28 protein-coding genes and 1 riboswitch are annotated in these 23,275 nt (G+C 64.7%); of the genes, 15 read left to right on the top strand and 13 right to left on the bottom strand.

Annotation, left to right across the window (positions count from 1 at the left end; translation table 11 throughout):
* The first annotated feature begins 226 nt into the window (after window positions 1–226).
* Entirely contained in the window at window positions 227–364 is a 138-nt protein-coding gene (locus tag AC0L3K_RS23695; protein ID WP_007614812.1) for a hypothetical protein, read from the top strand.
* Between the two features lie 41 nt (window positions 365–405).
* On the opposite strand, the gene AC0L3K_RS23690 is transcribed toward AC0L3K_RS23695, so the two are convergent.
* The 3 genes from AC0L3K_RS23690 to AC0L3K_RS23680 form a co-directional block, all read right to left on the bottom strand.
* On the bottom strand, window positions 406–552 hold the full coding sequence (locus tag AC0L3K_RS23690; protein ID WP_007596790.1) for a hypothetical protein: 147 nt from the start codon (window positions 550–552) through the stop codon (window positions 406–408).
* Between the two features lie 198 nt (window positions 553–750).
* Window positions 751–1,233 (bottom strand): MaoC family dehydratase, encoded by a 483-nt coding sequence (locus tag AC0L3K_RS23685; protein WP_473367001.1) that lies wholly within the window; start codon window positions 1,231–1,233, stop codon window positions 751–753.
* Window positions 1,233–1,685 (bottom strand): MaoC family dehydratase, encoded by a 453-nt coding sequence (locus AC0L3K_RS23680; RefSeq protein ID WP_473367033.1) that lies wholly within the window; start codon window positions 1,683–1,685, stop codon window positions 1,233–1,235. The genes AC0L3K_RS23685 and AC0L3K_RS23680 overlap by 1 nt, the downstream gene beginning before the upstream one ends.
* A gap of 178 nt (window positions 1,686–1,863) precedes the next feature.
* Here AC0L3K_RS23680 and AC0L3K_RS23675 point away from each other — a divergent pair, with 178 nt between their 5' ends.
* Window positions 1,864–2,160, top strand: a complete 297-nt coding sequence (locus AC0L3K_RS23675) for a DUF4282 domain-containing protein (protein WP_007596805.1) — start codon at window positions 1,864–1,866, stop codon at window positions 2,158–2,160.
* A gap of 82 nt (window positions 2,161–2,242) precedes the next feature.
* Here AC0L3K_RS23675 and ychF read toward each other — a convergent pair whose 3' ends face one another.
* The 4 genes from ychF to AC0L3K_RS23655 form a co-directional block, all read right to left on the bottom strand.
* Window positions 2,243–3,340 carry a redox-regulated ATPase YchF gene (gene ychF, locus AC0L3K_RS23670; protein ID WP_007596807.1) on the bottom strand — a complete coding sequence of 366 codons (1,098 nt, stop codon included), beginning with the start codon at window positions 3,338–3,340 and terminating at the stop codon, window positions 2,243–2,245.
* A gap of 5 nt (window positions 3,341–3,345) precedes the next feature.
* Window positions 3,346–3,951 (bottom strand): aminoacyl-tRNA hydrolase, encoded by a 606-nt coding sequence (gene pth, locus AC0L3K_RS23665; RefSeq protein WP_007596809.1) that lies wholly within the window; start codon window positions 3,949–3,951, stop codon window positions 3,346–3,348.
* 58 nt (window positions 3,952–4,009) lie between these two features.
* The gene (locus AC0L3K_RS23660) at window positions 4,010–4,729 is read right to left on the bottom strand and encodes a 50S ribosomal protein L25/general stress protein Ctc (protein ID WP_018453521.1); all 720 of its coding nucleotides are present in this window, start codon (window positions 4,727–4,729) and stop codon (window positions 4,010–4,012) included.
* Window positions 4,730–4,912: 183 nt separating this feature from the next.
* Window positions 4,913–5,164, bottom strand: coding sequence for an accessory factor UbiK family protein (locus tag AC0L3K_RS23655; RefSeq protein ID WP_007596812.1), 252 nt, complete (start codon window positions 5,162–5,164; stop codon window positions 4,913–4,915).
* A 169-nt stretch (window positions 5,165–5,333) separates the two neighbouring features.
* Between AC0L3K_RS23655 and AC0L3K_RS23650 the strand changes: the two genes are divergently transcribed.
* From AC0L3K_RS23650 to AC0L3K_RS23615, 8 genes are all read left to right on the top strand, one after another.
* Window positions 5,334–6,065, top strand: coding sequence for a dienelactone hydrolase family protein (locus AC0L3K_RS23650; protein WP_007596814.1), 732 nt, complete (start codon window positions 5,334–5,336; stop codon window positions 6,063–6,065).
* 14 nt (window positions 6,066–6,079) lie between these two features.
* Entirely contained in the window at window positions 6,080–6,925 is an 846-nt protein-coding gene (lgt, locus tag AC0L3K_RS23645; RefSeq protein WP_007596816.1) for a prolipoprotein diacylglyceryl transferase, read from the top strand.
* A gap of 21 nt (window positions 6,926–6,946) precedes the next feature.
* Window positions 6,947–8,065: a class I SAM-dependent methyltransferase gene (locus AC0L3K_RS23640; protein WP_007596817.1), complete on the top strand. Its 1,119-nt coding sequence runs from the start codon at window positions 6,947–6,949 to the stop codon at window positions 8,063–8,065.
* The gene (pgeF, locus tag AC0L3K_RS23635; protein WP_007596819.1) at window positions 8,062–8,829 is read left to right on the top strand and encodes a peptidoglycan editing factor PgeF; all 768 of its coding nucleotides are present in this window, start codon (window positions 8,062–8,064) and stop codon (window positions 8,827–8,829) included. The genes AC0L3K_RS23640 and pgeF overlap by 4 nt, the downstream gene beginning before the upstream one ends.
* A 113-nt stretch (window positions 8,830–8,942) precedes the next feature.
* The gene (locus tag AC0L3K_RS23630) at window positions 8,943–9,569 is read left to right on the top strand and encodes a hypothetical protein (protein ID WP_354202665.1); all 627 of its coding nucleotides are present in this window, start codon (window positions 8,943–8,945) and stop codon (window positions 9,567–9,569) included.
* A gap of 193 nt (window positions 9,570–9,762) precedes the next feature.
* The gene (locus AC0L3K_RS23625; RefSeq protein ID WP_007596822.1) at window positions 9,763–10,716 is read left to right on the top strand and encodes a ribose-phosphate pyrophosphokinase; all 954 of its coding nucleotides are present in this window, start codon (window positions 9,763–9,765) and stop codon (window positions 10,714–10,716) included.
* A gap of 220 nt (window positions 10,717–10,936) precedes the next feature.
* Window positions 10,937–11,965 carry a putative zinc-binding metallopeptidase gene (locus AC0L3K_RS23620; RefSeq protein ID WP_354172455.1) on the top strand — a complete coding sequence of 343 codons (1,029 nt, stop codon included), beginning with the start codon at window positions 10,937–10,939 and terminating at the stop codon, window positions 11,963–11,965.
* On the top strand, window positions 11,962–12,996 hold the full coding sequence (locus tag AC0L3K_RS23615) for a D-alanine--D-alanine ligase family protein (RefSeq protein WP_007596826.1): 1,035 nt from the start codon (window positions 11,962–11,964) through the stop codon (window positions 12,994–12,996). The genes AC0L3K_RS23620 and AC0L3K_RS23615 overlap by 4 nt, the downstream gene beginning before the upstream one ends.
* A 76-nt stretch (window positions 12,997–13,072) precedes the next feature.
* On the opposite strand, the gene AC0L3K_RS23610 is transcribed toward AC0L3K_RS23615, so the two are convergent.
* Window positions 13,073–13,636: a 6,7-dimethyl-8-ribityllumazine synthase gene (locus AC0L3K_RS23610; RefSeq protein WP_007596828.1), complete on the bottom strand. Its 564-nt coding sequence runs from the start codon at window positions 13,634–13,636 to the stop codon at window positions 13,073–13,075.
* Window positions 13,637–13,712: 76 nt separating this feature from the next.
* Window positions 13,713–13,872: riboswitch (FMN riboswitch) on the bottom strand.
* Between the two features lie 387 nt (window positions 13,873–14,259).
* On the opposite strand from AC0L3K_RS23610, the gene AC0L3K_RS23605 reads away from it, so the two are divergent.
* Entirely contained in the window at window positions 14,260–14,760 is a 501-nt protein-coding gene (locus AC0L3K_RS23605) for a type III secretion system chaperone family protein (RefSeq protein ID WP_007596830.1), read from the top strand.
* Window positions 14,761–14,960: 200 nt separating this feature from the next.
* Entirely contained in the window at window positions 14,961–15,785 is an 825-nt protein-coding gene (proC, locus tag AC0L3K_RS23600) for a pyrroline-5-carboxylate reductase (protein WP_473367000.1), read from the top strand.
* 96 nt (window positions 15,786–15,881) lie between these two features.
* Here the strand turns inward: proC and AC0L3K_RS23595 are convergent, their stop codons facing one another.
* The 5 genes from AC0L3K_RS23595 to AC0L3K_RS23575 all read right to left on the bottom strand — a co-directional run bounded on the left by AC0L3K_RS23595 (window position 15,882) and on the right by AC0L3K_RS23575 (window position 20,086).
* Entirely contained in the window at window positions 15,882–16,286 is a 405-nt protein-coding gene (locus tag AC0L3K_RS23595) for a thioesterase family protein (RefSeq protein ID WP_007596834.1), read from the bottom strand.
* Between the two features lie 197 nt (window positions 16,287–16,483).
* Window positions 16,484–16,687 carry a tautomerase family protein gene (locus tag AC0L3K_RS23590; protein ID WP_007596840.1) on the bottom strand — a complete coding sequence of 68 codons (204 nt, stop codon included), beginning with the start codon at window positions 16,685–16,687 and terminating at the stop codon, window positions 16,484–16,486.
* Between the two features lie 99 nt (window positions 16,688–16,786).
* A complete protein-coding gene (hisS, locus tag AC0L3K_RS23585; RefSeq protein WP_473366999.1) occupies window positions 16,787–18,307 on the bottom strand; it encodes a histidine--tRNA ligase in 1,521 nt (506 codons plus the stop codon).
* Between the two features lie 49 nt (window positions 18,308–18,356).
* Window positions 18,357–18,881 (bottom strand): YegJ family protein, encoded by a 525-nt coding sequence (locus tag AC0L3K_RS23580; protein WP_473366998.1) that lies wholly within the window; start codon window positions 18,879–18,881, stop codon window positions 18,357–18,359.
* A 122-nt stretch (window positions 18,882–19,003) separates the two neighbouring features.
* Window positions 19,004–20,086 carry a branched-chain amino acid aminotransferase gene (locus AC0L3K_RS23575; RefSeq protein WP_007596844.1) on the bottom strand — a complete coding sequence of 361 codons (1,083 nt, stop codon included), beginning with the start codon at window positions 20,084–20,086 and terminating at the stop codon, window positions 19,004–19,006.
* A gap of 339 nt (window positions 20,087–20,425) precedes the next feature.
* Here AC0L3K_RS23575 and AC0L3K_RS23570 point away from each other — a divergent pair, with 339 nt between their 5' ends.
* Genes AC0L3K_RS23570 through AC0L3K_RS23560 form a run of 3 tightly spaced genes read left to right on the top strand, consistent with a single transcriptional unit; the run spans window position 20,426 to window position 23,100 of the window.
* Window positions 20,426–20,965 (top strand): MarR family winged helix-turn-helix transcriptional regulator, encoded by a 540-nt coding sequence (locus AC0L3K_RS23570; RefSeq protein ID WP_007596846.1) that lies wholly within the window; start codon window positions 20,426–20,428, stop codon window positions 20,963–20,965.
* Window positions 20,962–21,693: a response regulator gene (locus AC0L3K_RS23565; RefSeq protein ID WP_035993624.1), complete on the top strand. Its 732-nt coding sequence runs from the start codon at window positions 20,962–20,964 to the stop codon at window positions 21,691–21,693. Before AC0L3K_RS23570 ends, AC0L3K_RS23565 begins: the two co-directional genes overlap by 4 nt.
* A gap of 18 nt (window positions 21,694–21,711) precedes the next feature.
* On the top strand, window positions 21,712–23,100 hold the full coding sequence (locus AC0L3K_RS23560) for an ATP-binding protein (RefSeq protein ID WP_007596850.1): 1,389 nt from the start codon (window positions 21,712–21,714) through the stop codon (window positions 23,098–23,100).
* Window positions 23,101–23,275: the final 175 nt, after the last annotated feature.

Below are 23,275 nucleotides of genomic sequence, written 5' to 3'. Positions count from 1 at the left end.
TTCTGGGGGGTGTAAGGAGTGCGCACGCGCCCCATGAAAAGTGTCATCACCCGCGAAAGCGGGTGATCGGGTATTCCAGAGGCAGCGAGGCTGGAACCGAGACGCCGCGGCGTACCGGATGCCCCGCTTTCGCGGAGCATGACAGCGGAGGATTTTGAACTTTCCGCATTGCCCCGACGACTAACGCCAAGCGCTCCTGCCATCGCGGCGGGCCCGGGGACATGTCATGGAAAGCATTCGGCCCGACACCACCGACCCGATACCGCTGCGGCCCGCGCCGAACCAGTTCGGCACGATCATGCTGCGTTTTGTCGGATTGCTGGCGGTTGCGATCGCGATATTGGCGTTCGTCTATAGCCGCTGAGGGCGGAGGCCGCGTTGCGGCCCCGCAGAGTTAACGAAGTCTTACCGGGCGGCTTCCACGGTCGAAGCTTCCAGGGTGTAGGCACCATCGGCATAGCCCTTCACCACCATGCCGGCGACCAGCATCACGGCCAGCGTGGCGGTAGCAAAGATGAATCCGACCAGCTTGAGTGCGCCGCGGTCTGCCATGGTCCTCGTCCCCTGTACTCTGCCCAGTTCGTTCAAATAGACAGCGACAGGTTCATAATTGGTTAGCAACTCGATGGTTCCGCCAACTGCTTCGCGGGCAAACCATGTTGCGCAGGCTTATGGCAGCCACCCGGAATCGCGTCCATAGCGCGGAGGCAACACTCGCGCGCTGTTTTCGTCGTTCATCCTGGAACGAATCTAACCGCCGTTCCCACGCATCGGCACGAAGGCGCTGGCCGTGATGGCGTAGACGTCCTCGCCGCGCTGGTTGGTGCCGGTGGTGCGCGCGGTCAGGATGCCCCAGCCAGGTCGCGAGGCGGAGCTGCGCTTGTCGATGACGACATTGGCATACGTGACGATGTCGCCGGCGAGCACCGGCCTGATCCAGCGCAAATCGCGAAAGCCGGGCGACGGGCCCCACACCGCGACCTCCTCGCCGCGCGAAACGGCTTCCCGCGCCAGACGCTGGCCGTCGGCGACAAGCAGGCTCATGCAGGCCGAGCCGACATGCCAGCCCGAGGCCGCGAGCCCGCCAAACAAGGAGTTCTTGCCCTCCTCCTCGTCGAGGTGAAAACGCTGCGGATCGAACTTTGCGGCGAATGCCTTGATCGACTCCGCCGTGAACGTATAGGCGCCGATCTCGCGGCGATGCCCAATCTCGATCTCCTCGAAAAACGGCATCAGACCGCCCCCTCGCGCCGCTTGATCAGGATCGGCGACGTCATCTCGCACAGCGCATCGCCCCCGGCGTTACGCGCGGTGCATTTGAACTTGACGATGCCAAGCTCCGGGCGGCTCTTCGAGGTGCGGGCCTCCACGACATCGACATCGAGCATGAGGTCGTCGCCTGGCCTCAAGGGCGACAACCACCGCACTTCATCGACGCCGGGAGATCCCAGCGAAGCGGCGCGGGTGATGAAACCGTCGGCCATCATCCGCATCATCAGCGAACAGAGATGCCAGCCCGAGCCGGACAGGCCGCGCAGCATGCTTTTGCCGGCGGCCTCCTCGTCGAGATGCATCGGCTGCGGATCGAACTCGGCGGCAAAGGCCAGGATCTCGTCGCGCGTGACATGGCGCGGGCCGAATGTTCCGAACCGGCCGGGCGGGAAATCTTCGAAGGTCAGGGTCATCTTGGGAAAGGTTTGAGGGAATGACAGATTGTGGCCGCACTTTACGGCAATCTCAACCCGCCGGCCCGCATGGCTCGTGCTACATTCGGCGCGCCGGCGTCGGTCTTGAGTCGGATCGATCAGGGGCCACGATCCATTTGCAAGGCCCGACAACACCCGAATTGCCCTGGGGAGAGCAATGTTTTCATTCAGCGACCTGTTTCAATGGGACCGCTTCATCACGCCGACGATCATCAAGACCTTCTACTGGCTGGTGATCGCGCTGATCTGCCTGTTCGGCCTCTCCGGCATCTTCTCCGGCCTCGCGATGATGGCGATCAGCCCGTTCGGCGGCTTCCTGATGCTGCTGTCGTCGATCGCGAGCGTTGTCGTCGGGATCGTGTTCTCGCGCATCATCGCGGAGCTGATCCTGATCATCTTCCGCATCAACGAGCACCTCGGCGCGATCAGGGATCAGGGCGGCGGGGTGCGGTGAGGCAAGCACCGGCGCCGTTCGGCAAAAGAGGAGGCATGGTGGGTTACGCTGCGCTAACCCACCCTACGAACCTATCGATGTCTTACGTATTGAACCTGAAATGCATCACGTCGCCGTCGGCGACGACGTATTCCTTGCCTTCGAGGCGGAGCTTGCCGGCATCGCGGGCGCCGGCTTCGCCGCCGAGCGCGACGTAGTCTTCATACGCAATGGTCTCGGCGCGGATAAACCCCTTCTCGAAGTCGGTGTGGATCACACCGGCCGCGCCCGGCGCCTTGGTGCCGCGATAGATGGTCCAGGCGCGCGCTTCCTTCGGGCCCACCGTGAAATAGGTGATGAGGTCGAGCAGCGTGTAGCCGGCGCGGATCAGGCGATCGAGGCCGGCCTCTTCGAGACCCAGCGTCTCCAGGAAGTCGGCGCGTTCGTCACGCGAAATGGTGGCGATCTCGGATTCGATTTTTGCCGAGATGACGACGGCAATGGCGCCTTCCTTGGCGGCTTGGTCCTGCACCGCCTTCGAGAACGAATTGCCTGATGCGGCCGAGCCTTCCTCGACGTTGCAGACGTAGAGCACGGGCTTGGACGACAGCAGGCCGAGCATGCCGAAGGCGCGCTCCTCCTCGGCCTTGCGTTCGACAAGACGCGCGGGCTTGCCCTCGCGCAGCAGCACCAGGGTGCGATTGACGAGGTCGAGCTGCTCCTTGGCGTCCTTGTCGTTGCCCTTGGCCTTCTTGGCCAAATTGTCGACGCGCTTTTCGAGGCTGTCGAGATCGGCGAGCATCAGCTCGGTCTCGATGGTCTCGATGTCGGCGAGCGGGGCGATCTTGCCCTCGACATGGGTGATGTCGGAATCCTCGAAGCAGCGCACGACATGCGCGATGGCGTCGACCTCGCGGATGTTGGCGAGGAACTGGTTGCCGAGGCCTTCACCCTTGGACGCGCCGCGCACGAGGCCGGCGATGTCCACGAAGGTCAGCCGGGTCGGGATGATCTGGCCCGACTTGGCGATCGCTGCGAGCTTATCGAGCCGCGGATCCGGCACAGCGACCTCGCCGACATTCGGCTCGATCGTGCAGAACGGATAGTTCGCCGCCTGCGCCGCGGCCGTCTCGGTCAGCGCGTTGAACAAGGTCGATTTGCCGACATTGGGCAATCCGACGATCCCGCATTTAAATCCCACGAGCGTTAATCCTTGCCGTTGTCGTCCTTGGTCAAAAATCCCTTCGCCTGCATGGCGAGGTGCACCCTGTTGGCGAAAGTCGCGTCCGTGCCCTTGGCAACCAGTGCCGCGTGCTCGGCCACCGCGTCGCAGAGCGTCGCCACCCAGTCGTTGTCCGCTTTGGCGAAGTCCGACAGCACGTGGCCGTGCACCAATTCCTTCACGCCGGGATGACCGATGCCGAGCCGCACCCGGCGGTAGTCGTTGCCGATATGGGCGGAGATCGAGCGCAGGCCATTGTGGCCGGCGATGCCGCCGCCGATCTTCACCCGCACCTTGCCCGGCGGCAGTTCGAGTTCGTCATGGAATACGGTGACGTCGCCCGGCGCGATCTTGAAGAAGCTTGCCGCTTCTTGAACGCTGCGGCCGGACTCGTTCATGTAGGTCATCGGCTTGAGCAGGATCACGCGCTCGGTGCCGAGCGTGCCTTCCGAGGTCTCGCCCTGAAACCTGCGGCGCCAGGGTGCGAACCCATGACGCCGCGCGATCTCGTCGACGGCCATGAAGCCGACATTGTGCCGGTTACGTGCGAATTTCGGGCCGGGATTGCCGAGCCCAACAAACAGTCGCATGACGCGGCGCGCCCCTCGCTCGGCGCGCGGTCAGGGACCGCGCGCCAGCTTTGAGAGATTACTTCTTCTTGTCGCCGCCGGCGGGGGCCTTGGCAGCCGGGGCCTTGGCAGCCGCTGCCGGAGCAGCAGCACCCGCAGCCGGAGCAGCACCAGCCGCCGGAGCAGCAGCACCCGCAGCAGGAGCAGCAGCCGCGGCCTTCAGCTCTTCGGCGTAGCCGGACGGCGGCACGATGGTGACGAGGGTCGCGTCCTCGGAGGTCAGCGCCTTCACGCCGGCCGGCAGCTTGATGTCGGAGAGATGCAGCGAGTGGCCGATCTCGAGCGAACCGACGTCGGCCTCGATGAACTGCGGGATGTTCTCCACGCCGCACTCGAGCTCGATCGCGTGCGCAACGATGTTCACGGCGCCGCCGCGCTTCACGCCGGGCGAACCTTCAGCCTTCACCACGTGCAAGGGAACGCTGATGCGGATGGTGGCGCCTTCGCCGAGCCGCATGAAGTCGACGTGGATCGGGAAGTCCTTGACCGGATCGAGGTGGTAGTCGCGCGGAATCACGCGGTGCTTGTTGCCTTCGAGGTCGATGTCGACCAGCGTGGTCAGGAACCGGCCGGCGAGGATGCGCGAGCGCAGTTCGCGATCGTCAACCGAGATGGTCAGCGGGGGCTGGTTGTTGCCATAGATCACTCCGGGCACTCTCCCGGCGCGACGCTCAGCCCGGGCGGCCCCCTTGCCGCTCTTCGGACGTGCGGTCGCCTTCAATTCCTTGACGGTCGCCATAACGTTAAGTCCTTGTTTTTGCAAAAGTTAATGGGCCGCAACGCGGCCCATGGCATACGCCGCAGCAAGCCTCCAGGGGTGCGGGGGCTGCGGACGTGGCGGGCTTTTACCCGGAAGACGCGGAAATGACAAGGAGAATGGGCCGCCGGGCGGAACCGGATCGCCCGGATGGAGCCGGCGGAGTTAGCCGCCGAGCTTGGCCTCCAGCGCCGCGATGCGCGCCTTCAGAGCCTCGTTCTCCTCACGCGCCAGGCGCGCCATGTCCTTGACCGCCTCAAACTCCTCGCGCTTGACGAGGTCCATGTCGCGCAGGAATTTTTCGGCCTGGGTGCGCATCACCGTGTCGAACTCGCGCTTGACGCCCTGCGCGGCACCGGCGGCGTCGTTCATCAGGCGGCCGATCTCGTCGAAAAACCGGTTGTTGGTCTGGGTCATGTCGGTCTCCTGGCGGCTTTCGATGAACTCTGCGCGAACGCGCGGGGAGACAATGGCAATCCGATGGGGCCGGTTCAAGGGCCGATCGGCGGTATCCTTGTCATGCCCCGGTTTCCTTGCAATCGTATTCAACGTCCCGGCATAAGAAGAATCACAAAAGGCGCTCGAGATGATCGACCAGCAGATCGCGATCCCCACCAAGGACGGTCACACCGCAACCTTCATCAGCCATCCCGAACGCGGCGGGCCGTTTCCGGTCGTCCTGTTCTACATGGACGCGCCGGCGATCCGCGAGGAGCTGCGCGACATGGCACGCCGGCTCGCGACATCGGGTTATTACGTGATGCTGCCGAACCTCTATTACCGTTCCGGCGTGATGGAGCTCGGCGCGCTGCCGGCCGATCCGAACGCTCCGGAACGCAAGCGCATGTTTGCGCTGATGGGATCGCTCACGATCCCCATGATCATGGACGACACGCGGGCGCTGCTGACCTATGCCGAGGGCCAGGCGGCCGCGAACACCAAACTGATCGGCACTGTCGGTTACTGCATGAGCGGCCGCTACGCGATCAACGCCGCCACGCATTTTCCCGATCGCGTCAAAGCCGCTGCCTCGGTCTACGGCACGCAACTCGCAACCGACCAGGACGACAGCCCGCATCTCGCGGCCGCCAAGACCAAGGCCGAACTCTACTTCGCCTGCGCCGAGACCGACATCTACGCACCGGCCGAGATCATCGAGCAGGTGAAGCAGGGCATGAGCGGCGCCAAAGCCGAAGTCGAGATCTATCCCGACACCCATCACGGCTTCGCCTTCCCCAAGCGTCCGGTCTATCACCGCGACGCCGCCGAGCGGCATTGGGAGCGTCTGCTGGCGCTCTATCGCCGCAATCTCGTCTAGACATAGAAGGCGCGATGCCCTTTCTGCTCATCGACTTTCCCGCCTTCAAGCCGATCGCGATCGAGATCGGTCCGTTCGCGATCCGCTGGTATGCGCTGGCTTATATCTGCGGCATCGTGTTCGGTTGGCTCTATGCGCGCTCGCTCCTGAAGAAAGAGCGGCTGTGGGGCGGCCCGGCGCCGATGTCGTTGGTGCAGATCGACGACTTCATTCTGTGGGTCACGCTCGGCATCATCCTCGGCGGCCGCACCGGCTATGTGCTGTTCTACAATCTGCCCTTCTTCATCGACCATCCCGCCGCGATCTTCAGGCTGTGGGAAGGCGGCATGTCCTTCCACGGCGGCTTCCTCGGCTGCGTCGTCGCGGTGATGTGGTTCGCCTATCGCAACCGCATCTCGATCCTGTCGCTCGGCGACATCACCACCGCCGTCGCCCCGGTCGGGCTGCTGCTCGGCCGCATCGCCAATTTCATCAATGGCGAATTGTGGGGCCGCACCGCCGGGCCGGAGCTGCCCTGGGCGATGATCTTCCCCAACGATCCCACCCAACTGCCGCGTCATCCGAGCCAGCTCTACGAGGCCGGCATGGAGGGCATTTTGCTGTTCACGGTGCTCGCGATCATGATCCGCTTCGGCGCCCTGAAGCGGCCGGGCATGATCCTCGGCGCGTTCATCCTGATCTATGGTCTGAGCCGGATCGCCGGCGAGCATTTCCGTGAACCGGACGTCCAGCTCGGCTTCCTCTGGGGCGGATTAACCATGGGCATGCTGTTGTCGATTCCGATGCTTATTGTGGGCGGCATACTTATTGTATTGGCAGTGAGGCGCGGTGCGCCCGAGCCCGCAGGGGCTATTCGTTAATTCCTTTTGAGAAGATAGGCCGTGACCGACCAGCCGTTACTCGACGAGATCAAGGCGCTGATCAAATCCTCAGGCCCCATGCCGGTCTGGCGGTACATGGAACTGTGCCTGATGCATCCGCGCTATGGCTATTACGTCTCGCGCGATCCGTTGGGACGAGAAGGCGACTTCACCACCGCGCCCGAGGTCAGCCAGATGTTCGGCGAGCTGTTGGGCCTATGGACCGCCTCGGTGTGGAAGCAGATGGGCTCGCCGCAATTCCTGCGGCTGATCGAGCTCGGTCCTGGCCGCGGCACCATGATGGCCGATGCGCTGCGTGCGCTCCGCGTGCTGCCGCCGCTCTACCAGGCGCTCCACATCCACATGGTCGAGGTCAATCCGGTCCTGCGCGAGCGGCAGAGTGCGACGCTGTCGGGCGTGCGCAACATTGCCTGGCACGACAGCATCGACGACGTGCCGGACGGACCGAGCATCATCCTCGCCAACGAATATTTCGACGTGCTGCCGATCCACCAGATGGTCCGTCACGAGAACGGCTGGCACGAGCGCGTGATCGAGGTGGACGCCAACGGAAAACTTCAATTCGGCGCGGCGGCCGAGCCGACCCCACGCTTCGAGGTGCTGCTGCCGCCTCTGGTGCGCGCCGCGCCCGTCGGGGCCGTGTTCGAGTGGCGGCCCGATGCCGAGATTATGAAGCTCGCCAGCCGCGTGCGCGACCAGGACGGCGCGGCGCTGATCATCGATTACGGCCATCTGCGCAGCGATGCCGGCGACACCTTCCAGGCGATCGCGCGCCACACCTTCACCGATCCCCTGAAGGCGCCGGGCCAAGCCGACGTCACGGCCCATGTCGACTTCCAGGCGCTCGCGCGCGGGGCGGAGGACGTGGGCGCCCGCGTGCACGGGCCGGTGACGCAGGGCGATTTCCTCAAGCGCGTCGGCATCGAGACCCGTGCCGCCGCCTTGATGCAGAAGGCGGCGCCCGACGTTGCCACCGACATTTCGATCGCGCTCAAGCGCCTGACTGAAACCGGGCGCAGCGGCATGGGTTCGATGTTCAAGGTGCTCGGCATCTCTGAGCCGCGCTTGACGGGCCTTGCGGGACTGAGCGATCTCGAACGCGCCGGAGACCATTCATGACGCTTGCCTCCTCGCTGCTCTCAGCGGTGCCCGGCCTGCGCCACGCCTTTTTCACCCGCGAGGGCGGCGTCTCGGGCGGCATCTATTCCGCGCTTAACGGCGGGCTCGGCTCCAACGACGATCAGGCCCTTGTCGCGGAGAACCGCCGCCGCATGGCCGAGCATGTCGGCGTCGCGCCGGAACGCTTTCTCAGCCTGCACCAGATCCATTCGCCCGACGTGCTAGTGGCCGACGCTCCGTGGCCGAGCGGGCCGCGACCGAAGGGCGATGCGCTGGTGACGAAGGTGCCCGGCATCGCGCTCGGCGTCTCCACCGCCGACTGCGGGCCCGTGCTGTTCGTCGACCCCAATGCGGGCGTGATCGGCGGCGCGCATGCCGGCTGGAAGGGCGCGCTCACCGGCGTGCTGGAGCAGACCATTTCAGCGATGGAAAAACTCGGCGCCTCGCGGAGCGGCATCATCGCCGCGATCGGCCCGCTGATCCGCCAGGACAGTTATGAAGTCGGCAACGAGTTCGTGGCGCGCTTCATCGAGGCGGATGCGGACAACACGATGTTTTTCATCCCATCGGTGCGCGAGGGACACGCGATGTTCGACCTCGCCGGCTTCATCCGCGAGCGTCTGGAAGCCGCGGGCATCCTGATGATCGACGATCTCGGTCTGGACACCTACGCCGACGAACGCTTCTTCAGCTACCGCCGCTCGGTGCATCGCAACGAGCCGGATTACGGCCGCCACGTTCACGCGATCGCGCTCGAAGCGTGAACACAAAGGCAACCCCGTGTCATTCCGGGGCTATGCCTGCGCGCGATGACAGTGGGCTGTGGCGCCCCCGCCCTAGACGTTAATGCGTTTTAACGATATCGCTGCCCTCCATAATGAGGGACGCGTCATTCATCTTGCGCCGCGCAGGTTCGCGCGTGCTGGCGGTCATGCTGCTGACGGCTGCGACCGCGCTTGGCGGCTGTGCCGGTGGCGGTGGTGCCGCAAACTCCTACGCCATGGCGCCGAGCGCCGGCTCCGGGGCGACAGTCGCGTTCGAATCGATCGACGGGCCGCCGCCGCAAGTGTTCGACCGCATGGTCGGCGTGCTCGACACCGAATCCAAGCTGCGCAGCCTGTCCGTGGTCTCCCGCGAGGGGACGGCTGCCTACCGCGTGCGCAGCTACCTCTCCGCCCAGATCGTGCGCGGCAAGACCGTGATCGCCTGGGTCTGGGACGTCTACGACGCCAACCAGCAGCGGGCGCTGCGCCTTTCCGGCGAGGAACCTACGGCGGCCAAGGGCGGCCGCGACGCTGCCCGGGATCCTTGGGGAGCTGCCGACGATCTCGTGCTGCGGAAGATCGCCCAGGCCGGATTCAGCGGACTTTCCAACATGATCAACGGTACGCCGGATGCGCCGAACTCGGCTCCCGGCTTGCGCGGGCCGGCTGTGGCGAGCGTGATCCCGGAGGCTCCGGCGACCGGGATGCCGGCCTCGGCGCTGGGCTATGCCGAGCGATAACCCCCGCGAAACCACGGCCCCAACTTCCGGCCAAACCGTTGGCCGGATTCGGGATTTCGCAGGGAAAACGTAGCGTCCCGGGTTGCCATTGCAGCCCCCGGCCTGATATTTCCTCGCCCGTCGTAACCGTGCTTCCAGTGGGTATTGTTTGATGTTGAACATCGTGTCCAGCAAAGCGCGGGAGGAAGCGTCCATGTCGGCCAAGAACGGCTCCATCAAGCTCGTCGCCGGCAACTCCAACCCGGCTCTCGCACAGGCCATCGCGCAAGGTCTCGACCTGCCGCTGACCAAGGCGGTGGTACGGCGCTTCGCCGACATGGAGATCTTCGTCGAGATCCAGGAGAACGTGCGCGGCTCGGATGCCTTCGTCATCCAGTCGACCTCGTTCCCGGCGAACGACCATCTGATGGAATTGCTGATCATCACCGACGCACTGCGCCGCTCCTCGGCGCGCCGCATCACTGCGGTGCTGCCCTATTTCGGCTACGCCCGGCAGGACCGCAAATCGGGTTCGCGCACGCCGATCTCGGCTAAACTCGTCGCCAATTTGATCACGCAGGCCGGCGTCGACCGCGTCATGACGCTCGACCTGCATGCCGGCCAGATCCAGGGCTTCTTCGACATCCCCACCGACAACCTCTACGCGGCGCCGCTGATGGTGCGCGACATCAAGGACAAGTTCGACCTCTCCAGGACGATGGTGATCTCGCCGGACGTCGGCGGCGTGGCCCGCGCACGCGGTCTCGCCAAGCGCATCAACACACCGCTTGCGATCGTCGACAAGCGCCGCGAGAGGGCGGGTGAATCCGAGGTCATGAACGTGATCGGCGACGTCGCCGGCTACACCTGCATCCTGATCGACGACATCGTGGACTCCGGCGGCACGCTGGTGAACGCGGCCGACGCGCTGATCGCCAAGGGCGCCAAGGACGTCTACGCCTACATCACCCACGGCGTGCTCTCCGGCGGCGCGGCCGCCCGGATCACGAACTCCAGGCTGAAGGAACTGGTGATCACCGATTCGATCCTGCCGACCGAGGCGGTGAGCAAGGCCCCGAACATCCGCACGCTGCCGATCGCCAGCTTGATCTCGGACGCGATCGCGCGCACCGCCGCGGAAGAGTCGGTGTCGAGCCTGTTCGACTGAGCACGCTGACCTCGTAGGGTGGGTTAGCCCTGCGGACTGCGCGAAGCGCAGACCGCTCGGCGTAACCCACCACTTCTACCCCCGCGGAAAGTAAGAGGCGGGTTACGGCTGCGCCTAACCCACCCTACGGCTCCCTCACGCGCCGCCGCTCCCCATTGTTGCCAACGACCGCCCATGACATCATCCGAATCCCGAGTCATCTCTGCCCTCTGGATGCCCGATGCCACGCCGGAAATTTGCCTGGGAGAAGCTGGCGGATGACGAGTTGCTCAAGCAACGCCTCTCCAGCCTGAGGGTTACGGTCGAAGGCACCTGGCTCGAGGATTGCGTCAGCACGCTGTACGAGGAGCTCGAGGAGCGCGGCATCCGGCTGCGGCCGCACACCTGGATGTCGAGCGAATGGTTCAGCCCGGGCGGCGTTCCCGGCATCGCCATTCCGTTCTATCTCGCTCATCCCCGCCTGATGAAGCTCGAGAAGAAGATGATGTTCGACGTCGAGGGCGGAACCTGGCGCGAATGCATGGCCATCCTCCGTCACGAAGCGGGCCACGCCATACAGCACGGCTACCAGTTGCAGCGCCGCCGGCGCTGGCAGCAACTGTTCGGCCCGTCGTCGAAACATTATCCGCGCTATTACCGGCCCAATCCGGCGAGCCGGCGCTATGTCCAGCATCTGCGGCTCTGGTACGCGCAGAGCCATCCGGACGAGGATTTCGCCGAGACGTTTGCGGTGTGGCTACGGCCCCGTTCGAACTGGCGGACGCGATACGCTGGTTGGCCGGCACTGAAGAAGCTCGAATATGTCGACGAGCTGATGGGCGAGATCGCGGGAAAGCGGCCGCCGATCACGACGCGGGAGCGTGTCGATCCGCTGGGTCGGCTCAGCCAAACGCTCGAAGAGCACTACAAGAAGAAGCAGGCGTTCTACGCCTTCACGCCTCCCAAGACCTACGACCGCGATCTCTCCCGGCTGTTTTCGGCCGATCCGCGGCATCACCGCTCAAAGCCGGCTTCGACCCTGATCAGGCGCCACCGCTCCCAGATCAGGCAATTGGTCGCGCGATGGACCGGCGAGAATCAGCTTACGCTCGATGCCGTGCTTGACGAGATGATCTCCCGCTGCCGCGAGCTCGACCTGCGCGCCGTCGGTCCTGAACAGAAGCTCGTTCTCGACTTCATCGTCCTCGTGACCGCCAAGACGATGCACACGATGTTTGGCCCATCTCGACGAAAATGGATCGCGCTATGAGACGTCTGCGCATTCTGGTGCTCATGCATCCGGACTTCGTGCCGCCGGACTCCAGCGACGGGCACACCGCGCAGGAAATCAATGCGTGGAAAACCGAATACGACGTGGTGAGCACCTTGCGCGCAGCCGGCCATGAGGTTCGCCCGCTAGGCGCGCAGGAGGAAATCAAGCCGGTGCGCGAGGCGATCGAGGAGTTCAAGCCGCACGTGGTTTTCACGCTGCTGGAGGAATTCCACAACAACGTGGCCTTCGACCAGCACATCGCGAGCTATCTCGAGCTGATGAAGGTCCCTTATACCGGGTGCAATCCGCGCGGCCTGACCCTGGCCCGCGGCAAGGATCTGTCCAAGACGCTGGTGCATCACCGCCGGATCGCCGCGCCGGCCTTTGCCGTCTTCCCGATGCGCCGCAAGGTGAAACGCCCGACGCGTCTTGCGCTGCCGCTGATCGTCAAGAGCCTGAACATGGATGGCTCGTTCGGCATCTCGCAAGCATCGATCGTCGACACCGACGAGAAGCTGGCCGAGCGGGTCGCCTTCATCCACGAACGGGTCGAATCCGCCGCCATCGCCGAGCAGTTCATCGAAGGACGAGAGCTTTACGTCGGCGTGCTCGGCAACAACCGCTTACGAGTCCTGCCGGTCTGGGAGTTGAAATTCGGCAGCATGGGCGGCCGCTCGTCACGGCACATCGCCACGGAGAAAGCCAAGCACGACACCGACTATCAGGAGAAGGTCGGCATCGTCGACGGGCCTGCGAAGGATCTGGCGCCGGAAGTGACCGCCAGGATCCAGCGGGCCGCGAAACGCATCTACCGGGTGCTTGGCCTCGACGGCTACGCTCGTATCGATTTTCGTCTCACCGCCGACGGCACGCCGTATTTCATCGAAGCCAATCCAAATCCCGAGATCGCCAAGAGCCAGGAATTCGCCACGGCCGCTCTACATGACGGGCTGAAATATCCGGCTCTCCTGCAGCGCATCCTGGCGCTCGGAATCAGCCGCGCCAAAGCGGGCGTGTCATTGGGGTGATGACGGCTGCGATCACCCCTCATCCTTCGGGACGCGCTTCGCGCCCCTCGGGATGAGGGATGGTCGTTGCGCGGCGTTACACGATTCCCGCGGCGACCTGGCCGCGCAGGCGTTCGAGCCCGAGCAATGTCTCCGCACAGGCGGCCGCCACTTCGACGCCCTTGATCGCAAAATGCCTGCGGAAGAAATCGTAGTGCACCTCGGTCTCGTGGAATTGCTGCGGCGTCAGCACCGCGGAGAACACGGGCACCTCGGTACGCAGCTGCACGTCCATCAACGCCTTGATCACGGTGTCGGCGACGAATTCATGGCGGTAGATGCCGCCGTCGACGACGAGGCCGGCCGCGACGATCGCGGTGTAGCGCCGCGTCTTGGCGAGGATCTGCGCATGCAGCGGGATCTCGAACGAGCCCGGCACCTCGAACACGTCGACATGATTGAGGTGGCGCGCTTCTGCCTCCTTCACGAAGGCGATACGGGCCTCCTCGACCACGTCGCGGTGCCAGCAGGCCTGCACGAAGGCCACCCGCTGCGGTTTCGCGAAGCGCGGGTGGTCGGGCGCCGGGTCCTGTGGAACCGGCGGTGGCGTTTGGGTTGGTTGGGAGGTTTCGGCTTGGGGATCTTGCAACATCTGATTCATGGCTTTCCTCAGTTAAGGACCAGAATCAGGGCACACGGAACGACAAACAGCCGCATCCTGCGATGCGTCTGCCACCGACCGTTCTCTTTCATCCGGACTTTAACCGTCGGCTTCGGAGTTGCACCGAATCTGCTGACCCTTCCCCGCAGCAACAGGCTTTGAGGAAGGCGCTCGCGGGCTTGGGCCTTACGGCCCTTACCGCCGGTGGGGACTTTCACCCCGCCCTGAGAACATCGGCCGTCCGGAATGAACGGCCTGACCGAAATATGACGCCGGTTCGGGGCCGCGGCAAGCGGGTTCCGCATGGGAAAATCGCATGGTCCCATACCGCGAAGGCGGTCCAGGGGGCACGCCGCGGAATTAACGATCGGGGGCGGCCGCCGAATCCGATTCCGATTTGTTCTTCCCGTTAATAATTGTGGCCGAGATGAGCTGTGGACGAACGAGTCCTGACTTGTGGACGGACTCGGCAGCCAGTTGCGCAGATTCCGCAAATCACATCAGTTGATCCGCGACAAGCCCGCGCTGATCCGAACGGATCGCCTTAGCAAATTTAAGGGAGCGCGCGCCGGACCAACCGCGTGCGTATCAAAGACAACAAAAAGGCAAGAGGTCGAGACGGCATGTCCCTGCTCGAAGGCACTATCGATTCCAAAAACCATCCGCTCGCGGTGGTCGAGGATATCGCTGCCAGCAACAACTGGCCGTTCGAACGCTCCGGCGAAGACGAACTCACGATTGTCTCCAAGGGACAATGGACCGACTACCAGATCTCCTTCACCTGGATGGGCGAGATCGAGGCGCTGCATCTGGCCTGCGCATTCGACATGAAGATTCCGGTTGCGCGGCGATCTGAGGTCCAGCGGCTCGTCGCCGCGGTCAACGAGCAGCTGTGGGTCGGGCACTTCGACCTGTGGACCACCACCGGCATGATCATGCACCGGCAGGCCCTGGTGCTGCCGGGCGGGCTCATCGCCTCCACCGGCCAGTGCGAAGCCATGCTCGCCGGCGCCATCCACGCCTGCGAACGCTATTTCCCGGCGTTCCAGTTCGTGGTGTGGGCCGGCAAGTCCACGGCGGAAGCCATGGACGCGGCCATGTTCGACACGGTGGGCGAGGCTTAAGGCCTCTCAGCAAGTGAGGGAGCCACACCTCCCTCCTCATCGTCGTCCTGGCGAAAGCCAGGACCATATCGCGAGGTCTCTCCGTGTCTCGCGGTGCTTGTTGCCCTGCCATCCTTCCACTAGAACCAGCCGTGGTAATGGGTCCTGGCCCCCCGTGCGCAATTGCGCACTAGGCCAGGACGACGGCGGTGGCGACAGCGATGGCGAACAGCACTCTCCAAAACATCACCGGCACCATCCTGCTCGCCGGCGCCGGCAAGATGGGCGGCGCGATGCTGACCGGATGGCTTTCGGGTGGGCTCGACCCGCGCCGCGTCGCGGTGATTGATCCTCACATCTCGGCCGAGATCACCGCACTTGCCGCCAAGGGGATTGCGCTCAATCCCGACGTGACGACGGCGGGCCAGGTCGAGACGCTGATCGTCGCGGTGAAGCCGCAAATGTTCCGCGAGGCCGGCGCCAAGCTGAAGCCATTCGTCTCCGACAAGACCGCGGTGGTGTCGATCATGGCGGGAACCACGATCGCCTCCCTCGAGGAGGTCTGCGGCGGCGCGGTGGTGCGCGCGATGCCGAACACACCGGCCGCGATCGGTCGCGGCATCACGGTGGCTGTCGCCGCGAACAATGTCAGCGCACAGCAACGCGCGGTGGCCGATGCGCTGCTACGCGCCACCGGCTCGGTCGAATGGGTCGACGATGAGAGCCTGATGGACGCGGTGACCGCGGTGTCCGGCTCGGGCCCGGCCTATGTGTTTCTGCTGGCCGAAGAGCTCGCGCGCGCCGGTGTCGAGGCGGGATTGCCCGAGGCGCTCGCGACAAAACTCGCGCGCGAAACCGTCGCCGGCTCCGGTGAACTTCTCCACCAGTCGGAGCTTGCCTCCGGCACGCTGCGCCAGAACGTCACCTCGCCCGGCGGCACCACGGCTGCGGCACTCGGCGTGCTGATGGGCGAGCCCGGCCTGCGCGATCTGATGATCCGTGCGATCGCGGCGGCGACGAAACGGTCGAAGGAATTGGCGAAGTAAGGAAGTGCCGTAGGGTGGGCAAAGCGAAGCGTGCCCACCAATTCGAATGCAGCCGCGGAAAGATGGTGGGCACGGCGCTAGGCGCCTTTGCCCACCCTACGATTTCGAGCCTGTAGCCAGCCGCTTGTTGAACATCGCGACATTAATGAGCCCGCGCGCGTGGCGGCCTTCGCCGAGTTTTCGCGAGCCCTCGAAGGCCTCGACCTCGAAGCGGATGACGCGGCGCTCGACCGCGACCACCTTCGCGGTAGTCCGCACCGTCGCACCGACGAGAGCTGCTGCAAGATGGCGGATGTCGACCTCGGTGCCGACGGTGACCCAGCCGGGCTGAAGGACGCTACGGATCGCATCGCCCGACGTCATCTCCATTTCCAGAATCATCATCGGCGTCGCATAGACCATCGGCATGCCGGGCACGAAATGCCCGACCGTGCGCTCCACCGGCACCACCAGCGTGCGCTCGGCGCTCATGCCGGCCTTGATGAAGTCGCGTGCGTCCATGGGGCCTCCCCCGTCGTCCTGGACAAGCGAGCAAAGCGAGCGCCGATCCAGGACCCATTACCCCGACACAACATTTTTATGCGCGGTCTGAACTCGACCTGCTGCAACAACTGCCGCTTGGGGTAATGGGTCCTGGCCCCCGTGCGCAATTGCGCACTAGGCCAGGACGACAGTTGCGTTTGCAGCTACAGCGATGGCTACTTCTTCGCAGCCGCCGCGCGCTCCACGAACGTCTTGCCGCCCTTCATCTTATGGGCGAGCGGGGCTTCGTTGATCTGGATGACGACGGCGTCGGCATCGACGCCGAGATTCTTCACCAGCGCCTGGGTGATGTCGCGCATCATGCCGGCCTTCTGCTCGTCGGTGCGGCCCACGGCCATGCTGACAGTGATCTCAGGCATTTTTTCTCTCCCTTGGGCCGCACACCGGCCATTGACGGTCGTCATCAAACAGGAGGTGGATGCCCGGGACAAGCCCGGGCATGGCGCACCAGCGAATAGCTAGCCCCAGCTCACGTCATGGCGCGCCAACACCTCGCGCACTTTGGCGACGAGGTCGGCCTCGCTGCACGAGAACTGCGCCGGGCGGCTCTCCCGCCATTCCTGGTTGGAAGCGATCGCGGCCGCCGCCTTCGCGCCCTCGATCAGATCCTTGATCTGCACTTCGCCACGCGCTTTTTCATCCGACCCCTGGATGATGACGCAGGGCGCTTTGCGGCGGTCGGCATATTTGAGCTGGTTGCCCATGTTCTTGGGATTGCCGAGATAGAGCTCGGCACGGATGCCGGCGGTTCGCAACGATGCGACCATCTTCTGATAGTCGGCGACGCGGTCGCGGTCGAACACGGTGACAACGACGGGGCCGAACTCTGGCTTCGTGTCGAGCTTGCCAAGCAGCGTCAGCGCGGCCTGAAGCCTGGACACGCCGATCGAGAATCCGGTCGCCGGCACCGGCTCGCCGCGGAAGCGCGAGACCAGACCATCATAGCGGCCACCACCGCCGACCGAGCCAAACCGGACCGGACGGCCTTTGTCGTCCTTGGTCTCGAGCAGCAGTTCGACCTCGTAGACGGGGCCGGTGTAATATTCGAGGCCGCGCACGACGGAGGGATCGATGCGGATGCGGTCTGCGCCGTATCCCGAAGCCGTCACCAGTTTGGCGATTTCTTCCAGCTCGCTCACGCCGGCCTGACCGACTTCGCTCTTGGCGAGATAGGTTTCCGCCGCGGCGATCGCCTCTTTCCAGTCGTCGTGCGGTTTGGTGATGGCGAGAACGACGTCAGCTTCCGACGCGCTCAAATTGGCGCCCTTCGTGAAGTCGCCCTTGCCTTCTTCGCCGCCATCCCATCTGCCGGGACCGAGCAGCTTGCGAACTTCCTCGGCGGGAAACTTGTCGAGCTTATCGATCGCGCGCAACACGGTCAGTCTGCGTGCTGCGTTCTCTTCGCCACCGAGCCCGATTGCTTCCAGAACGCCGTCAAGCACCTTGCGATTGTTCACCCTCACGACATACGAGCCGCGCGCAACGCCCAGCGCCTCCATCGTGTCGGCCGCCATCATGCAGATCTCGGCATCGGCCGCCGGTGTTGCCGAGCCCACCGTGTCCGCGTCGAACTGCATGAACTGGCGGAATCGGCCGGGGCCGGGCTTCTCGTTGCGGAAGACGTAACCGACGCGATAGCTGCGATAGGGCAATACAAGACCGTCGGTACCGTAGCGCTCGCCAACGTAGCGCGCGAGCGGCGCGGTCAGGTCGTAGCGCAAGCTGATCCACTGCTCGTCGTCGTCCTGGAACGAGAACACGCCCTCGTTCGGACGATCCTGGTCGGGCAGGAACTTGCCGAGCGCATCGGTGTATTCCATCGCCGGCGTTTCCACGGGCTCGAACCCGTAGAGCTCATAGACGGTCCGGATCTTCTCCACCATCTCGCGCGTCGCCCGGATCGCGGCGGCATCGCGATCCTCCAGCCCGCGCGGCAGGCGCGCCTTCAGTTTCTGCGATTTTTTGGGTTTTTCGGCCATGCGCGGCATTTACCAGCCGACGCGCGAAGCGGCAACTGCCGGCTTGCCCCTACGGCTGCTCCATCCGCGCCCTCAGCGCGTCCGCATCCGCTTTCGGCAGCGACTTCAGCGTCGGCTTGATGGTTTCGCCGCCGACGATCTTGCCGTTGCGCATGAACATCCAGTCCGAGATATCGGCTTCGGTGAATTCGACCTTGTCGCCTGCCCGCTTGCCGGGCAGATCGCGTGGCTCGTTGGCGAAGAGGCCGGAATAAGCCCCGTTTGCTAGCTTCTTCACCTCGGCCATCCAGATGTGCTCACCGCCTTTGCGGGTCGAAAAGTGCACCTTCAGGGCATGCCCCGTCTCCGACGGCTTCGGCGCCTCGTAGGAGGCCCAGAATGTCGGCAGCGTGCCGCGGGCGCGCGCGATCGCGGTGTTCATCTCCGGATCGGTGGTGCGCACGTCGACGACGGGCGAACGGCTCTCAGCGGAGACATCCGGCTTGGGGCCGATGGTCAGGATGCCAAAGACGGTGACGCCGGTGATTGCGGCGAGAACGACCCATTTCAGGGGCTGGGGAAGAGTGGAGGTCATGATCGCAATGTCCGGATGACTCGATGTCCAGGTATTCGAGGTCTCGGACTTTGTCGCACGATCATCGTGTCGCGTTCATGGCGCCTCTCTCTCCCCGCGCGCGGGGAGAGAGAGGGCAAAAATCAAGACAGATTGCGGATCCAGTTGTGCGGATCGTTGGTGCGGCCGTACTGGATGTCGACGAGTTGCTTGCGCAGGCCCATGGCGACCGGGCCCGCGGCGCCGCCGCTGATCTCGAAATCGCCGCTCACCGAGCGCACCGTGCCGATCGGCGAGATCACGGCGGCGGTGCCGCAGGCAAACGCTTCCTTCAGCTTGCCGCTTGCCGCATCCTTGCGCCACTGGTCGAGCGAGTACGGCTCCTCGCGCACGGTCTTGCCGGCATCTTTGGCCAGCGCGATGATGGAATCGCGGGTGATGCCGGGCAGGATGGTGCCGAGCGGCGGGGTCGAGAGCGAGCCGTCGTCGAACACGAAGAACACGTTCATGCCGCCGAGCTCTTCGATATAGCGGCGCTCGATCGCATCGAGGAACACGACCTGGTCGCAGCCGTGCTGGATCGCTTCGGCCTGGGCGCGCAGGCTCGCGGCATAGTTGCCGCCGCATTTGACGGCGCCGGTGCCGCCGACCGCGGCGCGCGTGTAATTCTCGGACACCCAGATCGAGACCGGCGCAGGGCCGCCCTTGAAGTAGGAGCCGACCGGCGAGGCGATCACCGCGAAAATGTATTCGGACGACGGCTTGACGCCGAGGAAGGTCTCGCTCGCGATCATGAAGGGGCGCAGGTAAAGGCTGCCCTCGCCGCCCGGCATCCAGGCGCGGTCGATGCGCACGATTTGCTCGACCGCCTCGATGAAGACGTCTTCGGGGAGCTGCGCCATCGCCATGCGGTCCGCCGAGTCCTTGAAGCGCCGTGCATTGGCGTCGGGGCGAAACAGGTTCACGCCGCCGTCGTCGCGCTTGTAGGCCTTGAGGCCTTCAAAAATTTCCTGGGCGTAGTGGAGGACGGCGCCGGCCGGATCGATCTGGAAATTGGCGCGGGCCTCGACACGCGCCTCGTACCAGCCGCCCTTGGCCTGGTTGTAGCGGACCACCGCCATGTGGTCGGTGAAGACGCGCCCGAAACCGGGATCGACCAGCTTGGCGACCCGATCCTTCTCGGGGGTCGGATTGGATGCGGGCTGGATGTCGAATTTCATGCTCATGTCCTTGCCTCCCGCTGCCGGTGGCGGTGCCGTTGTGGCACCCACCTGCCCTGATTTGGGCCCGGCTGGCTCGATTGGTTTCTGGCCGGACCGCCGCCAGCCTTGTTACGGCCGGTTTCCGTGGCCAGCATGTCACCGAGGACATGCTTTTGCGGAAGACGGAAGTCCAGTATGTTTTGCCGAAATGCCGTTCGACAATCGCACGGTAGATCTGCTCCGGCCGTCGCCGCCCGTCCGGCCCACTGCGGCGGCCTTGCTTCGATGCCCACCCGACGCGAAACGATCTAAAATTTCGTGCGGGCTGATCGTTTTGTAACATTGAGACCAAGATACGTCAATATGCCTGACATAAATTTCGCGACTCCTTCTCAAGACGCTGCCGGGCCGCGGCCGGCCGCAGACGACGGAGGCAATTTGCGCTGGGATATCATCGAACTGCTGTTCTTCGCTTATCGCGATTTCGTCGGCGATCCCGACCAGGAGCTGGAGGCGTTCGGCTTCGGCCGGGCCCATCACCGCGTCATGCACTTTGTCTATCGTTATCCCGGCCTCAAGGTCGCCGACCTCCTCGACGTCCTGCGTATCACCAAGCAATCGCTCGGCCGGGTGCTCAAGCAGCTCCTGGACGAGGGCTATATCGTGCAGAAGACCGGCGACAATGATCGCCGCCAACGCCTGCTGTTTGCGACACCGAAGGGCGAGGCGCTGGTGCAGAAGCTCGCCGGCCTGCAGACCACGCGCATCACCAAGGCACTCGCCGAGATGGCGCCGCAGGATGCCGAGACCGTCAAGCGCTTCCTGCGCGCGATGATCGACCGCGACGATCCGGACAAGGTGCTGGAGACGATCTTTGCCACCGTCAATCAGGACAAGGAGTGACCGTGCCGCTCGCTGCAACGCTCGCACGCCCGCCGGCACGCCCCGCCGACGATGCCCCGCATCTCCTGCTGGTCGACGACGACCGCCGCATCCGCGATCTGCTCTCGCGCTTCCTTGCCGGCGAAGGCTATCGCGTCTCGACCGCCGCGAGCGCCAGCGACGCCCGTTCCAAGCTTTTGGGCCTGCACTTCGACCTCTTGATCCTGGATGTCATGATGCCCGGCGAGACCGGCTTCGATCTCGCCCGTTTCATCCGGACCTCGTCCTCGGTGCCGATCGTGATGCTGACGGCGCGGCATGAAGCCGAAGCGCGCATCGAAGGCCTGCAGATCGGCGCCGACGATTACGTCGCAAAGCCGTTCGAGCCGCGCGAGCTTGCGCTGCGCATCAACAACATCCTCAAGCGCGCTGCGCCGCCGCCGCAGGCCGCTGCAGTGGAGAAGATCGCGTTTGGCCCGTACATCTATCACCTCGAGCGCGGCGAATTGCGCCAGGGCGAAGACGTCATTCACCTCACCGACCGCGAGCGCGAGATGCTGCGGATCCTGTCGGAGACACCGGGCGAGACCGTGCCGCGCAGCGCGCTCACCGGCAATGGCAGCGTCAACGAGCGCGCCGTCGACGTGCAGATCAACCGCCTCCGGCGCAAGATCGAGACCGATCCCGCCAATCCGCTGTTCCTCCAGGCCGTGCGCGGGATTGGCTACCGGCTGGTAGCCTCGCCATAAAGCAGTAAAGCGCCACCGATGAGCACGATCGATAGCGGCCTGACGCTTTTGAAGAGCGCCGCCGGCCGCGTCTCCGCCGCCAATGGCTGGATGGGCAATGCGTTCAAGGGCTGGATGCCGACCGGCCTTTATGCGCGTGCGCTGCTGATCATGATCGTGCCGATGGTGATCCTGCAATCGGTCGTTGCCTTCGTGTTCATGGAGCGGCACTGGAACACGGTGACACGGCGCCTGTCGGCCGCGGTGGTGCAAGACATCGCCGCGCTGATCGACGTCTACAAGGGCTATCCGCAAGACAAGGATCGCGACCAGATCCGCCGCATCGCGCAGCAGCGCCTGGGCCTCGTCGTCGATTTCCTCCCGGCCGGCGACATGCCGCCGCCGGGACCCAAGCCGTTCTTCTCGCTGCTCGACCAGACGCTGTCAGTGCAGCTCGGCCGCCAGATCGGGCGCTCCTTCTGGATCGATACGGTCGGCCGCTCCAACCTGGTCGAGATCCGGATTCAGCTCGACGACGCCGTGATGCGCGTGTTCGCACAGCGCAGCGCGGCTTATGCCTCGAACTCGGAGATCTTCCTGTTCTGGATGGTCGGCACGTCCTCGATCCTGCTGATCGTCGCGGTGCTATTCCTGCGCAACCAGATCAAGCCGATCCTGCGACTTGCCGACGCTGCCGAAAGTTTTGGCAAGGGCCGCGAGGCGCCGAATTTCCGTCCGCGCGGCGCGCGCGAGGTGCGGCGCGCGTCGGTCGCCTTCCTCGAAATGAAGTCGCGCATCGAGCGGACGATGGAGCAGCGCACCGCGATGCTCGCCGGCGTGAGCCACGATCTGCGCACGATCCTGACGCGGTTCAAGCTCGAGCTGGCGCTGATCGGCGACAGCCCCGAAATGGAGGGCATGCGCAAGGACGTCGACGAGATGTCGATGATGCTGGAGGACTATCTCGCGTTCGCCCGCGGCGATTCCGGCGAGCAGTCGCAGCCGACCGACATGGCGCAGGCGCTCGAGGAGCTGCGCAGCGACGCCGAACGCCACGGCCACATTGCGACCGTCGCGTTCAACGGGCTGCCCGTGGTCACGGTGAAGCCGGCCTCGTTCAAGCGCTGCCTCGCCAACCTCGTCACCAACGCCGCCCGCTACGGCAAGGCCATCGCTATCACCGGCCAGCGCGATCACCGTTATTTGACCGTGACAGTCGACGACGACGGCCCGGGTATTCCCGCGCACTTACGCGAAGAGGTGTTCAAGCCGTTCCTGCGGCTGGACAACGCCCGCAACCAGGACGAAGGCGGCACGGGTCTTGGCCTCGCGATCGCCCGCGACATCGCCCGTTCGCACGGCGGCGACATTACGCTTGGCGACAGTCCGATGGGCGGATTAAGGGCGAGCGTGCGGATACCGGTGTAGCTGCCTCTTCCCTTCTCCCCCTGTGGGAGAAGGTGGCGCGAAGCGCCGGATGAGGGGTCTCTCTCCGCGAATTCAAAAGCGAAAAGAGTCACACGCGGAGACAGGCCCCGGCCCCGGGGGGGGGGGGGGACGGGCCGGCACCGCAGCGCCAAACCGCCGCGGCGGGGCGGGTTGG

The sequence above is a fragment of the Bradyrhizobium sp. MI1.10 genome (genome assembly GCF_055811035.1).
This window is presented reverse-complemented; position numbering and strand designations above follow the sequence as displayed.